We start from the raw sequence: 13974 nt of genomic DNA, 5'->3' as shown, positions 1-13974 counted from the left end.
TTCGAGGATGCCGGACAGCGATCCCACCATCGACATCAAGCCCCGCAGTCGTGTCGTCACGGACGGCATCGAGGCGACCACCTCCCGCGGCATGCTCCGTGCGGTCGGCATGGGCGACGAGGACTGGGACAAGCCCCAGATCGGAATCGCCTCCAGCTGGAACGAGATCACCCCCTGCAACCTGAGCCTCGACCGGCTCGCTCAGGGAGCCAAGGAGGGCGTGCACGCCGGCGGCGGCTACCCCCTGCAGTTCGGGACCATCTCCGTCTCGGACGGCATCTCGATGGGTCACGAGGGCATGCACTTCTCGCTCGTCTCGCGCGAGGTCATCGCCGACTCGGTCGAGACCGTCGTCATGGCCGAGCGTCTGGACGGCACCGTGTTGCTCGCCGGCTGCGACAAGTCGATCCCGGGCATGCTCATGGCGTCCGCTCGCCTCGACCTGTCGAGCGTCTTCCTCTACGCCGGCTCGATCGCCCCCGGCTGGGTGAAGCTGTCGGACGGCACGGAGAAGGACGTCACGATCATCGACTCCTTCGAGGCCGTCGGCGCCTGCCTCGCGGGCAAGATGAGCGAAGCGGACCTCAAGCGCATCGAGTGCGCCATCGCCCCGGGCGAGGGCGCCTGCGGCGGCATGTACACCGCCAACACGATGGCCTCGGTGGCGGAAGCGCTCGGTCTCAGCCTTCCGGGCTCGGCGGCCCCGCCGTCCGCCGACCGTCGCCGCGACTACTACGCGCACCGCTCGGGCGAGGCCGTCGTCAACCTCCTGCGCCAGGGCATCACGACCCGCGACATCCTCACGAAGGAGGCGTTCGAGAACGCGATCGCCCTCGCGATGGCGCTCGGCGGCTCGACCAACGTCGTGCTGCACCTGCTGGCCATCGCGCGCGAGGCCGAGGTGGAGCTCAGCCTGCACGACTTCAACCGCATCGGTGACCGGGTGCCGCACGTGGCCGACATGAAGCCGTTCGGGAAGTACGTCATGAATGACGTCGACCGCCACGGCGGCATCCCCGTCATCATGAAGGCCATGCTCGACGAGGGCCTGCTGCACGGCGACGCCCTCACGGTCACCGGCAAGACGCTCGCCGAGAACCTCCGCGAGCTCGACCCCGACCCCATCGACGGCACCGTCATCCACACGTTCGACGACCCGATCCACGCGACCGGCGGCCTGACGATCCTGCACGGCACCCTCGCCCCCGAGGGCGCCGTCGTGAAGACCGCCGGCTTCGACGCGTCGGTGTTCGAGGGCCCGGCGCGCGTGTTCGAGCGCGAGCGCGGCGCGATGGATGCCCTGGAAGCCGGCGAGATCGAGGCCGGCAGCGTCATCGTCATCCGCTACGAGGGTCCCAAGGGCGGCCCCGGCATGCGGGAGATGCTCGCGATCACCGCGGCCATCAAGGGCGCGGGGCTCGGAAAAGATGTACTACTCTTGACGGACGGCAGATTCTCAGGCGGCACAACCGGCCTGTGCATCGGCCACATAGCACCCGAAGCGGTGGACGCAGGTCCTATCGCCTTCGTGCGCGATGGTGATCTGATACGGGTCGATATCGCGGCTCGCACTCTCGACCTACTCGTCGACGACGCAGAGCTGAACTCCCGCCGTGACGGCTGGGAGCCGCTTCCCCCGCGCTACACCCGTGGCGTTCTGGCCAAGTACTCGAAACTCGTGCGCTCCGCAGCGGAGGGCGCGACGACCGGCTGAGGCCGAGACTCCAGGGCGGGAAGCCGCCCTCACACGCATCCGACACCCGAGGTACCACTATGTCTCTCGACACCGCGGCCGTGCCGCGACCACCCGCCCGAGGATCCTCCGCACCGGTGCTGACCGGCGCCCAGGCCGTCGTCCGCTCGCTCGAGCTCCTCGGAGTGACCGACGTCTTCGGCCTGCCCGGCGGCGCGATCCTCCCCGTCTACGACCCCCTGATGGACTCGACGGCGCTGCGCCACATCCTCGTGCGCCACGAGCAGGGCGCCGGCCACGCCGCCGAGGGCTACGCCGCGGCATCCGGCAAGGTCGGCGTCGCCATCGCGACGAGCGGTCCGGGCGCCACCAACCTGGTGACCGCGATCGCCGACGCCTACATGGACTCGATGCCGATCGTCGCGATCACCGGCCAGGTGTTCTCGACCCTGATGGGCACCGACGCGTTCCAGGAGGCCGACATCGTCGGCATCACGATGCCGATCACGAAGCACTCCTTCCTCGTGAAGGAGGCGTCGGAGATCCCCGGCGCCATCGCGGCCGCCTTCGAGATCGCCTCGACGGGCCGTCCGGGCCCCGTGCTGGTGGACATCACCAAGGACGCGCAGCAGGCCGAGGCGCCGTTCGTGTGGCCGCCGAAGATCGAGCTGCCCGGATACCGCCCCGTCACGAAGGCCCACGGCAAGCAGATCCAGGCCGCGGCCCAGCTCCTCGTCACCGCGCGCAAGCCGGTGCTGTACGTCGGCGGCGGCGTGGTCCGCGCCGGGGCGGCCGCCGAGCTGCGCACCCTCGCCGAGACGACCGGCGCCCCGGTCGTGACGACGCTCATGGCGCGCGGCGCGTTCCCCGACTCGCACCCGCAGCACCTGGGGATGCCGGGCATGCACGGCACGGTGCCGGCGGTGCTGGCCCTGCAGGAGTCCGACCTCATCGTGGCGCTCGGCGCCCGCTTCGACGACCGCGTCACCGGCAAGGCGGCGCTGTTCGCCCCGAACGCGCAGGTCGTGCACGTCGACATCGATCCCGCCGAGATCTCGAAGATCCGCACGGCCGACGTGCCGATCGTCGGCGACGTGCGCGACGTGCTCGTCGACCTCGACGCGGCGTTCCGCGGCGCGGCGGAGGGGCAGAAGCCCGACATCGCCGAGTGGTGGTCGTACCTCGACGGCCTGCGCGACGAGTTCCCCCTCGGCTACACGCAGCCGAGCGACGGACTGATGTCGCCGCAGTACGTGATCTCCCGCATCGGCGCGCTCACCGGCCCCGAGGGCGTCTACGCGGCGGGCGTGGGCCAGCACCAGATGTGGGCCGCGCAGTTCATCACGTACGAGCGGCCCAACGCGTGGCTCAACTCCGGTGGCGCCGGCACGATGGGGTACTCCGTCCCCGCCGCCATGGGGGCCAAGGTCGCCGAACCCGACCGCGTCGTGTGGGCGATCGACGGCGACGGCTGCTTCCAGATGACCAATCAGGAGCTCGCCACCTGCGCGATCAACAACATCCCGATCAAGGTCGCGATCATCAACAACTCGAGCCTCGGCATGGTGCGCCAGTGGCAGACGCTGTTCTACGACGGCCGCTACTCCAACACCAACCTCAACACGGGCCACGGCAGCATCCGCATCCCCGACTTCGTGAAGCTCGCGGAGGCCTACGGGTGCCTCGCGATCCGCGTGGAGAAGGAGGAAGACGTGGATGCCGCCATCCAGACGGCGCTGGAGACCAACGACCGCCCGGTCGTGATCGACTTCGTCGTCTCCGCCGACGCGATGGTGTGGCCGATGGTGCCGCAGGGCGTCAGCAACAGCTACATCCAGTACGCGCGCGACCACGCCCCGAGCTTCGATCAGGAGGACTGAGATGAGCCGTCATGTCCTGAGCCTTCTGGTGGAGAACAAGCCGGGCCTGCTGACCCGCGTCGCGGGGCTGTTCGCCCGTCGCGGGTTCAACATCGAGTCCCTCGCGGTGGGCGTCACCGAGGTGCCGGGCCTGTCCCGCATCACGGTCGTCGTCGACGTCGAGGAGCTGCCGCTGGAGCAGGTGACCAAGCAGCTCAACAAGCTGATCAACGTCATCAAGATCGTCGAGCTGGAGCCCGCGGCATCCGTGCAGCGCGAGCACATGCTCATCAAGGTGCGCGCCGACAATCAGACGCGCTCCAACGTGATCGAGGTCGTGAACCTCTTCCGCGCCTCGGTCGTCGACTACGCGACCGATGCGCTGGTCGTCGAGGTGACCGGCGATCGCGGCAAGATCGACGCGATCCTGCGCGCGCTCGAGCCGTTCGGCATCAAGGAGCTCGCCCAGTCGGGTCTGCTCGCGATCGGCCGCGGCGGCAAGTCCATCACCGAACGCGTCCTGCGCGGCTGAACTTCTCGCGGGCGTCTCGACGCGCTGCGCCCGCTCAACGACCGGAAAGAAACCAAGGAGAAACACACACCATGGCTGAGATCTTCTACGACTCCGACGCCGACCTGTCCATCATCCAGAGCAAGAAGGTCGCGATCGTCGGCTACGGCTCGCAGGGTCACGCGCACGCGCAGAACCTCCGCGACTCGGGCGTCGAGGTCGTCATCGCGCTCAAGGACGGCTCGAAGTCCATCGCGAAGGCGCAGGAGGACGGCTTCGAGGTCAAGAGCGTCGCCGACGCGGCGGCCTGGGCCGACCTGATCATGATCCTCGCGCCCGACCAGCACCAGCGCGGCATCTACCGCGACAGCATCCAGCCGAACCTCGCGGCCGGCAAGACGCTCGCCTTCGCCCACGGCTTCAACATCCGCTTCGGCTACATCGACGCGCCCGAGGGCGTCGACGTCATCCTCGTCGCCCCGAAGGCGCCGGGACACACGGTGCGTCGCGAGTTCGTCGCCGGTCGCGGCATCCCCGACATCATCGCCGTCGAGCGCGACGCGTCGGGTCACGCCTGGGAGACCGCGCTCTCGTACGCGAAGGCCATCGGCGGCACCCGTGCCGGCGTCATCAAGACGACCTTCACCGAGGAGACCGAGACCGACCTCTTCGGCGAGCAGGCGGTGCTGTGCGGCGGTGTCTCGCAGCTCGTCCAGTACGGCTTCGAGACGCTGACCGAGGCCGGCTACCAGCCGCAGATCGCCTACTTCGAGGTGCTGCACGAGCTGAAGCTCATCGTCGACCTCATGTGGGAGGGCGGCATCGCCAAGCAGCGCTGGTCGGTCTCCGACACGGCCGAATACGGCGACTACGTCTCCGGCCCGCGCGTCATCGACCCGCGCGTCAAGGAGAACATGCAGGGCGTGCTCGCCGACATCCAGTCCGGGGCGTTCGCGGAGCGCTTCATCGGCGACCAGGACGCCGGTGCGCCCGAGTTCCAGGAGCTGCGCGCGAAGGCCGCCGCCCACCCGATCGAGGCCGTCGGCAAGGACCTGCGTGCCCTGTTCGCGTGGAAGCAGCAGGACGCCGACTACACCGAGGGATCCGCCGCGCGCTGATCCCGTCCAGACCCTCGGCACACCCGCCGAGCAGGCTTGCGAAAGCCACACGGGCCCGGCCCCCTCACAAGGGGGTCGGGCCTTCGCCTTTGCTAGCGTGGCGGTCATGACCGTCGCCGTCGAGATCGCCGTGCAGGATGCCGCGGGCTCCCGCGCCGCGATGGATGCCGGAGCCTCCCGTCTCGAACTGTGCCAGGCGCTGGGCGTCGGCGGCCTGACACCCTCGATCGGACTCGTCGAGGCCGCGGTGGCCGGCGTCGGGGGAGAGCCGGTCAATGTGCTGGTGCGCCCTCGGGGCGGCGGGTTCGTCTACGACGCCGAGGAGGTCGCCCTGGTCGCCGCCGACATCGCCGCGGTCGCGCGTGCCGGCGCCGGGGGCGTCGTCGTCGGTGCGCTGACGGCAGCCGGCGCGGTCGACGCGGAGGCGCTGCGCCGCTGGCGTGAGGCCGCGGGCGACCTCACGCTCGTCTTCCACCGGGCGATCGACGCGTCCGCGGATCCGCTCGCGGTGCTCGAGCGCCTCGCCGAGCTGGGCGTCGACCGGGTTCTCACCTCGGGCGGGGCCGACCGCTCCATCGACGGGGTCGGCGCGCTGCGCCGCTTCGTCGCACTCGGGGCGGGCGTGGAGATCATGGCCGGCGGCGGCATCCGCGTGCCCGACATCCCGGCCATCGTGGCGACCGGCGTCGACGCCGTGCATCTGTCGGCGCGAGCCGTCGCCGGCCGCGACACTCCCGCCGGGCCCGGCGGCGGCACGAGCGGCCACGACGTCACCGACGCGGCGGTCGTGGCGGCGGCGGTGGCCGCGGTCGGCGCTACGCTCGAAGCGTGAGCACACCACGCGACGACGACGCCCTCAGCTGGGACGGCGACGACGACCCCACGCTCGATGTCGGCCACCGGCCCGGCGCCGACACGGCGGTCGCGGACGGCGCGCCGATCGAGGACGATGAGCCCGCGGCGGAGCCCCTCGCCCTCCCCGACGGCTACACGGCGGTGGGGAAGGGGAGCGCGGAGGTCGGCCGCATCGAGGCCGACGGCACGGTCACCATGCCCGACGAGCCCGCACAGCTGTCGAACGCGATGCTGGTGACGTTCGGCATCCTCGCCGGCGCCTACCTCCTCTTCACGATCGGCTGGATCATCGGCGGACTGCGGCTGCAGGGCACCGCCCAGTTCCTGGTCAGCCCCGTCGGGTACACGGTCGCGTTCTGGCTCGCCGTCGCGGCGCCGGCGCTGTGGTTCCTGACGGTGTTCGTGCTCACCCGGCTCGCCAAGGCCTGGATCCGCGTGCTGCTCCTGCTCGGCGGGCTCGCGCTCCTCGTGCCGTGGCCCTTCATCCTGGTCGGGGCGGTGGGACGATGACCCCGGACACGTCCTCCGCGACGACTCCCGTGGCCGCAGGGAAGCGGCGCGCGCTGCCGACCTGGCTGATCGTGACGATCTCGGTGCTCTTCGGGCTCTTCTACGCGTACTTCGTCTGGAACGCCGTGGACTTCCTCGTCCAGGCGGCATCCGGCGCACAGCCCCTCAACGGCTACGGCTGGTTCGTCCTGCTGCTGTCGGTGGTCTTCCCGCTCGTCGCGTTCGGCGTCGCCTTCGCCGTGGGCTGGCGGCGTTCGTGGTGGCAGTTCTCGCTCGTGCTCGTCACCGGGCTGTGCGTCGTCGCGGTGTTCTGGTTGAACATCCTGACCTACAGCGTCGGGCCCTCCGGCACATCGATGATCGGCTGAGAGCCGGGTTTTCCCGGCCGTCACACGGTCGGGGGCAGGGCGGCACGACCGGTAGGCTGGCATCCTTCCACCGATCCCATCCTTCGCAAAGGTCCTGCCGCTGTGTCCAAGCCCGTCGTCCTCATCGCCGAAGAACTCTCACCCGCCACGATCGACGCCCTCGGGCCGGACTTCGACGTCCGTCAGGTCGACGGCACCGACCGCCCGGCGCTGCTGTCGGCGATCGCCGAGGCGCACGCGATCCTGATCCGCTCGGCGACGAAGGTGGATGCCGAGGCCATCGCCGCCGCCCCCGTGCTCAAGGTCGTGGCGCGTGCGGGCGTGGGCCTCGACAACGTCGACATCAAGGCGGCGACGGCCGCCGGCGTCATGGTCGTCAACGCGCCGACCTCGAACATCATCTCCGCGGCGGAGCTGACCGTCGGGCACATCCTGAGCCTGGCGCGCCACATCCCGGCCGCGCACGCGTCGCTCGCGGCGGGCGCATGGAAGCGCAGCTCGTTCACCGGCACCGAGCTCTTCGAGAAGACGGTGGGCATCATCGGCCTCGGCCGCATCGGGGCGCTCATCGCGGCCCGGCTGCAGGCGTTCGGTGTGACGGTCGTCGCGTACGACCCGTATGTCACCCCCACGCGCGCCCAGCAGCTCGGAGTGAGCCTGCTGAGCCTCGACGACCTGCTCGAGCAGAGCGACTTCATCACGATCCACATGCCCAAGACGCCGGAGACGACCGGCATGATCGGCGCCGAGCAGTTCGCGCGGATGAAGCCGACCGCCTACGTGGTCAACGTCGCCCGCGGCGGACTGATCGACGAGGAGGCGCTGTACACGGCCCTCACCACCGGTGAGATCGCCGGGGCCGGTCTCGACGTCTTCACGAGCGAGCCCCCTACGCCCGAGGGCACCGCGTTCCCGCTGCTGTCGCTGCCGAACGTGGTCGTCACCCCGCACCTGGGGGCCTCGACGGACGAGGCGCAGGAGAAGGCCGGCATCTCGGTCGCCCGCTCCGTCAAGCTCGCCCTCGAGGGCGACCTCGTGCCCGACGCCGTCAACGTCGCCGGTGGCGTGATCGACCCGTTCGTGCGCCCCGGCATCGCGCTCGTCGAGCAGCTCGGGCAGGTCTTCTCGGGCCTCGCGACGAGCGCGCTCACGAGCCTCGACATTGAGGTGCGCGGCGAGCTCGCCGCCTACGACGTGAGCGTCTACCGCCTGGCGGCGCTCAAGGGCATCTTCACCAAGATCGTCAGCGAGAACGTGTCGTACGTCAACGCGCCGCTGTTCGCCGAGCAGCGCGGCATCGAGACCCGCCTGATCGTCGAGGCCGACAGCCCCCTGTACCGCAACATCACGATCCTGCGCGGCACGCTGTCCGACGGATCCGTGCTGACGGTCGCCGGCACCCTGGCCGGCACGCGCATGGTGCCGAAGATCGTCGGCATCAACGGCTACGAGATCGAGGTGCCGATCGAGAAGCACCACCTCGTGATGCGCTACGCCGACCGTCCCGGCATCGTCGCGATCTACGGACAGAAGCTCGGGGAGGCCGGCATCAACATCGCGGGCCTGTTCGTCGCGCAGCCGGATGCCTCGGGTCGCGCCCTCTCGGTGCTGACCGTCGACCAGCCCGTGCCCGACGCGATCCTGGACGACACGCGTGCAGCGGTCGGCGCCGACCTGTTCCGCCAGCTGGAGATCAGCGAGGCCTGAGGCCCGCAGGGCGTTTCGACTCGCGGCGCTCGCTCGACGACCGGGGGAGCCGCCTCTTCCCGGTCGTCGAGCGCGGAGCGCAGCGACGAGTCGAGACGCGGTGGCCCCGGGTCAGCGGACCGCGCGCTCGACCAGGGCGACGAGCGCGTCGAGCGCGTCGCCGCGGGGGACCGGCCCGGGGATCGAGCCGCCCGACAGGGCGTTGTTGAAGTACAGGCCGTCGCCGACGAGCATGACCAGATCCAGCGCGGCGCCGTCGGGGGCGTACGGGCGCAGGGCGTCCGCCCACTTCTCCCGCACCTCGCGCAGCGCTTCCGCGGCCTGCGTGTTCCCGCCCTGCGCCAGGCGCGAGGCGGCGAGGATGGCGCGGTCGATCGGGTCGTTGGACATCACCGACGACCGCAGGTAGTGGGCGATGGGGCCGCCCGGGTAGCTCGACATCGCCGCCACGTCGTCCTCCACGAGCGCGCGGAGGCGTTCGATCAGGCCGGCCTCGAGCAGTTCCTTCGAGGCGAAGTGGTAGAGCAGGCCGCCCTTCGAGACGCCCGCTGAGCGGGCCGTGGCATCCATCGTCGCCGCGCGTTCACCGTCGTCCACGAGGATCGCCTCGAAGGCGTCCAGCACCTTCTCGCGGGCCAGGGGAGGGCGACTCATGGTCTCGATGCTATCCAGCGCGTGATCTCCATCTCTGTTACTATACCGGCTGGACGGTAAAGAAATCATGACTTTGACAGAAGAGATCACCTTGGCCGAGGCGAACGGCAAGCGCGTCGGATGGCGCGGCTGGCTCGCACTCGTCGTGCTGATGCTGCCCGTGCTGCTCGTGTCCGTGGACAACACGGTGCTGAGCTTCGCGCTGCCCGACATCGCCCTGAGCCTCAACCCCTCCAGTGCGCAGCAGCTCTGGATCATCGACGCCTACCCCCTCGTGCTCGCGGGCCTGCTCGTGACGATGGGAACCCTCGGCGACAGGTTCGGCCGACGGCGGATGCTGCTCATCGGCGCGACCGGATTCGCGGCCGTCTCGGTGCTCGCCGCGTTCGCCCCCAGCGCCGCCTGGCTCATCGCCGCACGCGCGGGCATGGGTGTCTTCGGCGCGATGCTGATGCCGTCGACCCTGTCGCTGCTGCGCAGCATCTTCACCGACCGCGACCAGCGCCGCATGGCCATCGCGGTGTGGGCGTCGATGTTCTCCGCCGGCGCGGCGCTCGGTCCGATCGTCGGCGGCATCCTGCTGGAGCACTTCGCGTGGGGCTCGGTCTTCCTCATGTCGGTGCCGGTGCTCGTGCCGCTGCTGGTGTTCGCACCGCTGCTGGTGCCCGAGAGCCGCGACCCGCACCCGGGACGCATCGACCCCGTGAGCATCGCCCTGTCGATGCTGACGATGGTGCCGATCGTCTACGCCATCAAGGAGGTCGCCGTCCACGGGTTCGGCGTGCTGCCGGTGGTGCTGACCGTCGCCGGCGTGGCGTTCGGCGTACTGTTCGTGCGTCGCCAGCTCGGCTCGACGCAGCCCATGCTCGACATGCGCCTGTTCTCGCGCGGCACGTTCAGCGGTGCGCTGCTGGTCAACCTCCTGAGCGTGGTGTCGCTGGTGGGCTTCCTGTACTTCGTCGCACAGCACCTGCAGCTGATCGTCGGGCTGTCGCCGATGGAGGCCGGCTTCGCGCTCGTCCCCGGAATGGCGGCCATGATCGTCGCCGGTCTCCTGGTCGTCCCGATCGCGCGTCGCGTCTCGGCGCGCGTGGTCGTGCCGATCGCGCTGACGTTCTCGGTGGTGGCGTACCTGCTCGTCCCGGGCGCCGTGGGCGACGGCGCGCTGCCGCTGCTCGTGGCCGCGTTCGTGCTGCTCGGCATCGGCATCGGAGCGGCCGAGACGGTCTCCAACGAGCTGATCCTCGCGAGCGCGCCCCCGGCGAAGGCGGGTGCCGCCAGCGCCGTCTCCGAGACGGCCTACGAGCTGGGCGCCGTGCTCGGCACGGCGGTGCTCGGCGGCATCCTGACCGCGGCCTACCGCAGCGGGATCGTCCTGCCCGCGGGAGTCGAGGGGGCGGCCGCGGATGCCGCGCGCGAGACGCTCGCCGGCGCGATGACGGTCGCGGGCACGCTCGACACCCCGACCGCCGAGGCCCTGCGCAGCGCCGCGGCGCACGCCTTCGATGCCGGCGTCGGCATCACCGCCGTCATCGGCGCGGTGCTCGTCGCCATCGCGGCGGTCATCGCGGCCACTACGCTGAAGGGGTCCCGCAGCGCGCACGTCGAGCACTGAGCCGTCCTCCTGGACGACGACGCCGACAATGCCGCGCGTCGACGGTTCGGGCAGTTTCGAGCAGTTTCGAGGAGTTCCATGTCGCGTGTCATCAAGCTCGCCGTCATCCCGGGTGACGGCATCGGTCCCGAGGTCGTCGGCGAGGCGGAGAAGGTGCTGGATGCCGTGACCGCGGCATCCGACGTGACCTTCGACAAGACACGGTTCTCGCTCGGCGCGGCGCGTTACCTCGAGACCGGCGACACGCTCACCGACGACGACCTGGCCGCGATCGCCGCGCACGACGCCATCCTGTTGGGTGCCGTCGGCGGCGTGCCGGGAGACCCGCGGCTGAAAGACGCGAACATCGAGCGCGGGCTGCTGCTGAAGCTCCGCTTCTCGCTCGATCACTACGTGAACCTCCGCCCCTCGAAGCTCTACCCGGGAGCGCCCGGCCCGCTGGCCGACCCCGGCGCGATCGACTTCGTGGTCGTCCGCGAAGGCACCGAGGGGCCCTATGTCGGCAACGGCGGATCGATCCGCACGGGCACCCCGCACGAAGTCGCCAACGAGACGTCGGTCAACACGGCCTTCGGCATCGAGCGCGTCGTGCGCTACGCGTTCGCGCAGGCCGAGCGTCGCCGCAAGAAGGTCACGCTCGTGCACAAGACCAACGTCCTGGTGCACGCGGGCGGGATGTGGAAGCGGATCGTGGATGCCGTGGCCTCCGAGCACCCCGACGTGACCGTAGACTATGTGCACATCGACGCGGCCACCATCTATCTGGTCACGAACCCGGGCCGCTTCGACGTGATCGTCACCGACAACCTCTTCGGCGACATCCTCACCGACTTGGCCGGCGCCGTCACCGGAGGCATCGGCCTCGCCGCTTCGGGGAACATCAACCCCGACGGCGCGTTCCCCTCGATGTTCGAGCCCGTGCACGGCTCGGCGCCGGACATCGCGGGACAGCAGAAGGCCGACCCCACGGCCGCGATCCTCTCCGTCGCTCTCATGCTCGATCACCTCGGGCTGGCCGACGAAGCCGCGCGCGTCACCCGCGCCGTCGAAGCGGACATCGCCGCCCGAGGATCGCAGCCCCGCACCACCGCCCAGGTCGGCGACGCCATCGCCGCCGCTGTCCAGGCGTAGCCTGGAACCGCCGCACGTACGCCGACCGCTCACACCCTCAGGACTAGACATGAGCCTCACCTACGAACCCGATGCCGGACTCGCCCCCCTGGAGTTCGCGGTCACCCGCAACTTGGCGGCGAAATCCGCCGCCGAGCGCGAGCAGCTGCTCGCCGACCCGGCCTTCGGCACCACCTTCACCGACCACATGGTCGACATCTGCTGGTCGGTGCGCGGCGGCTGGCACCGCCCCCGCGTGCAGCCCTACGGGCCGCTGTCGCTCGACCCCGCCGCCGCCGTGCTGCACTACGGCCAGGAGATCTTCGAGGGCATCAAGGCCTACCGCCACGCCGACGGTTCGGTGTGGACCTTCCGCCCCGACCAGAACGGTCGTCGTCTGCAGCGCAGCGCCCGCCGCCTCGCGCTGCCCGAGCTGCCGGTCGAGTACTTTGTCGAGTCGCTGAAGGCGCTCATCGCGGTCGACGGCGCCTGGGTGCCCTCAGGCGCGGACCAGAGCCTGTACCTGCGCCCGTTCATGTTCGCGAAGGAGGCGTTCCTGGGCGTGCGCCCGGCCAACAAGGTCGGCTACTACGTGATCGCCTCCCCGGTGGGCGCCTACTTCAAGGGTGGCGCGAAGCCGGTGTCGATCTGGCTCAGCGAGGACTACGCCCGCGCCGGCAAGGGCGGCACCGGCGCCGCCAAGACCGGCGGCAACTACGCCGCAAGCCTGCTCCCGCAGGCCGAGGCGTACGAGCAGGGCTGCGACCAGGTCGTCTTCCTCGACCAGGATCGCAACGTCGAGGAGCTGGGCGGCATGAACGTCGTGTTCGTCTACAAGGACGGCACGATCGTCACTCCCCAGTCCGACTCGATCCTCGAGGGGATCACGCGCGACTCGATCCTGCAGCTCGCGGCCGACCGCGGCCACAAGATCGAGGGACGCGCCGTGTCGATCGAGGAGTGGCGCTCCGGTGTGGCCTCGGGCGACATCGTCGAGGTGTTCGCGTGCGGAACCGCCGCGGTCGTCGCGCCGATCGGCGTGCTGAAGGGACGCGACTTCGTCGACGAGCAGCCCCTCGGACCGCTCGCGCTGTCGCTGCGCGAGGAACTCACCGACATCCAGTACGGGCGGCGCGAAGACACCCACGGCTGGCTGCTCCGGCTGGATGAGCCCACGACCGCTGCGGAGCCGGCGGAGTGAGGATCGTCCGCTTCAGCCATCACGACGCGATCCGGTTCGGCATCGTCGACGGCGCCGAGCTCGTCGTCCTCGCGGGCGATCCGCTGTTCGCCGGCTTCGACACCACCGGTGAGCGTGTGCCGCTCGGCGAGGCGGCGCTGCTCGCGCCGGTGATCCCGCGGTCGAAGATCGTGTGCGTGGGCAAGAACTATCGCGACCACGCCGCGGAGATGGGCGGCGAGGCCCCCGAGGCGCCGCTGCTGTTCCTCAAGCCCAACACGGCGGTCATCGGTCCCGGAGATGCCATCGTGCGCCCGCCGCAGTCGCAGCGCACCGACTTCGAGGGCGAGCTGGCCGTCGTGATCGGCCGGGTGGCGAAGAACGTCCCGGCATCCGCTGCGCTCGACTACGTGTTCGGCTACACGATCGGCAACGATGTCACGGCCCGTGACCTGCAGAAGTCCGACGGCCAGTGGGCGCGCGCCAAGGGCTTCGACACGTTCTGCCCGCTGGGGCCCGCGATCGAGACAGAGTTCGACCTGGACGGCGGTGCCCGCATCGTCACCCGGGTCGACGGGGAGGTCCGCCAGGACGGTCCGATCTCCGACATGGTGCATTCCGTGCCGGACATCATCGCCTACGCGTCGGCGGCGTTCACGCTCCTTCCCGGCGACGTGATCCTCACGGGCACGCCCGCGGGCATCGGGCCGTTCGAGGCCGGTCAGAGCGTCGAGGTCGAGATCACCGGACTGGGGACACTCCGCAACACCGCGCGAAACGCGTGACCGTCGAGC

At 70.3% G+C, this 13974-nt stretch carries 13 protein-coding genes; 12 read left to right on the top strand and 1 reads right to left on the bottom strand.

Annotation, left to right across the window (positions count from 1 at the left end):
- Window positions 1-7 precede the first annotated feature (7 nt).
- From ilvD to serA, 8 genes are all read left to right on the top strand, one after another.
- Window positions 8-1714, top strand: a complete 1707-nt coding sequence (gene ilvD / locus MHO01S_RS03420) for a dihydroxy-acid dehydratase (protein WP_060958419.1) — start codon at window positions 8-10, stop codon at window positions 1712-1714.
- Between the two features lie 59 nt (window positions 1715-1773).
- A complete protein-coding gene (locus tag MHO01S_RS03415; RefSeq protein ID WP_060958420.1) occupies window positions 1774-3573 on the top strand; it encodes an acetolactate synthase large subunit in 1800 nt (599 codons plus the stop codon).
- A 1-nt stretch (window position 3574) separates the two neighbouring features.
- Window positions 3575-4084, top strand: coding sequence for an acetolactate synthase small subunit (ilvN, locus tag MHO01S_RS03410; protein ID WP_036290481.1), 510 nt, complete (start codon window positions 3575-3577; stop codon window positions 4082-4084).
- Window positions 4085-4155: 71 nt separating this feature from the next.
- Window positions 4156-5181: a ketol-acid reductoisomerase gene (ilvC, locus tag MHO01S_RS03405; protein ID WP_060958421.1), complete on the top strand. Its 1026-nt coding sequence runs from the start codon at window positions 4156-4158 to the stop codon at window positions 5179-5181.
- Between the two features lie 106 nt (window positions 5182-5287).
- Window positions 5288-6013: a copper homeostasis protein CutC gene (locus MHO01S_RS03400; RefSeq protein ID WP_061781832.1), complete on the top strand. Its 726-nt coding sequence runs from the start codon at window positions 5288-5290 to the stop codon at window positions 6011-6013.
- Window positions 6010-6546 (top strand): hypothetical protein, encoded by a 537-nt coding sequence (locus tag MHO01S_RS03395; RefSeq protein ID WP_060958423.1) that lies wholly within the window; start codon window positions 6010-6012, stop codon window positions 6544-6546. Before MHO01S_RS03400 ends, MHO01S_RS03395 begins: the two co-directional genes overlap by 4 nt.
- The gene (locus MHO01S_RS03390) at window positions 6543-6914 is read left to right on the top strand and encodes a hypothetical protein (RefSeq protein WP_060958424.1); all 372 of its coding nucleotides are present in this window, start codon (window positions 6543-6545) and stop codon (window positions 6912-6914) included. Before MHO01S_RS03395 ends, MHO01S_RS03390 begins: the two co-directional genes overlap by 4 nt.
- A gap of 102 nt (window positions 6915-7016) precedes the next feature.
- On the top strand, window positions 7017-8621 hold the full coding sequence (gene serA, locus MHO01S_RS03385) for a phosphoglycerate dehydrogenase (RefSeq protein ID WP_060958425.1): 1605 nt from the start codon (window positions 7017-7019) through the stop codon (window positions 8619-8621).
- Between the two features lie 111 nt (window positions 8622-8732).
- Here serA and MHO01S_RS03380 read toward each other — a convergent pair whose 3' ends face one another.
- Window positions 8733-9275: a TetR/AcrR family transcriptional regulator gene (locus MHO01S_RS03380; protein WP_060958426.1), complete on the bottom strand. Its 543-nt coding sequence runs from the start codon at window positions 9273-9275 to the stop codon at window positions 8733-8735.
- Window positions 9276-9342: 67 nt separating this feature from the next.
- Between MHO01S_RS03380 and MHO01S_RS03375 the strand changes: the two genes are divergently transcribed.
- From MHO01S_RS03375 to MHO01S_RS03360, 4 genes are all read left to right on the top strand, one after another.
- Entirely contained in the window at window positions 9343-10890 is a 1548-nt protein-coding gene (locus tag MHO01S_RS03375) for an MFS transporter (protein WP_061781816.1), read from the top strand.
- Between the two features lie 78 nt (window positions 10891-10968).
- Complete coding sequence (locus MHO01S_RS03370) at window positions 10969-12021, top strand: 3-isopropylmalate dehydrogenase (RefSeq protein WP_060958428.1); 1053 nt, start codon at window positions 10969-10971, stop codon at window positions 12019-12021.
- A 49-nt stretch (window positions 12022-12070) separates the two neighbouring features.
- The gene (locus MHO01S_RS03365; RefSeq protein WP_060958429.1) at window positions 12071-13201 is read left to right on the top strand and encodes a branched-chain amino acid aminotransferase; all 1131 of its coding nucleotides are present in this window, start codon (window positions 12071-12073) and stop codon (window positions 13199-13201) included.
- A complete protein-coding gene (locus tag MHO01S_RS03360; protein WP_060958430.1) occupies window positions 13198-13965 on the top strand; it encodes a fumarylacetoacetate hydrolase family protein in 768 nt (255 codons plus the stop codon). Before MHO01S_RS03365 ends, MHO01S_RS03360 begins: the two co-directional genes overlap by 4 nt.
- The last annotated feature ends 9 nt before the right edge of the window (window positions 13966-13974 follow it).

Origin of the sequence: Microbacterium hominis NBRC 15708 (genome assembly GCF_001592125.1) — a bacterium.
Lineage (GTDB): Bacteria > Actinomycetota > Actinomycetes > Actinomycetales > Microbacteriaceae > Microbacterium > Microbacterium hominis.
Note: the sequence above shows the minus strand (reverse complement) of the source record. Positions and strands in the feature narration are given on the sequence as shown.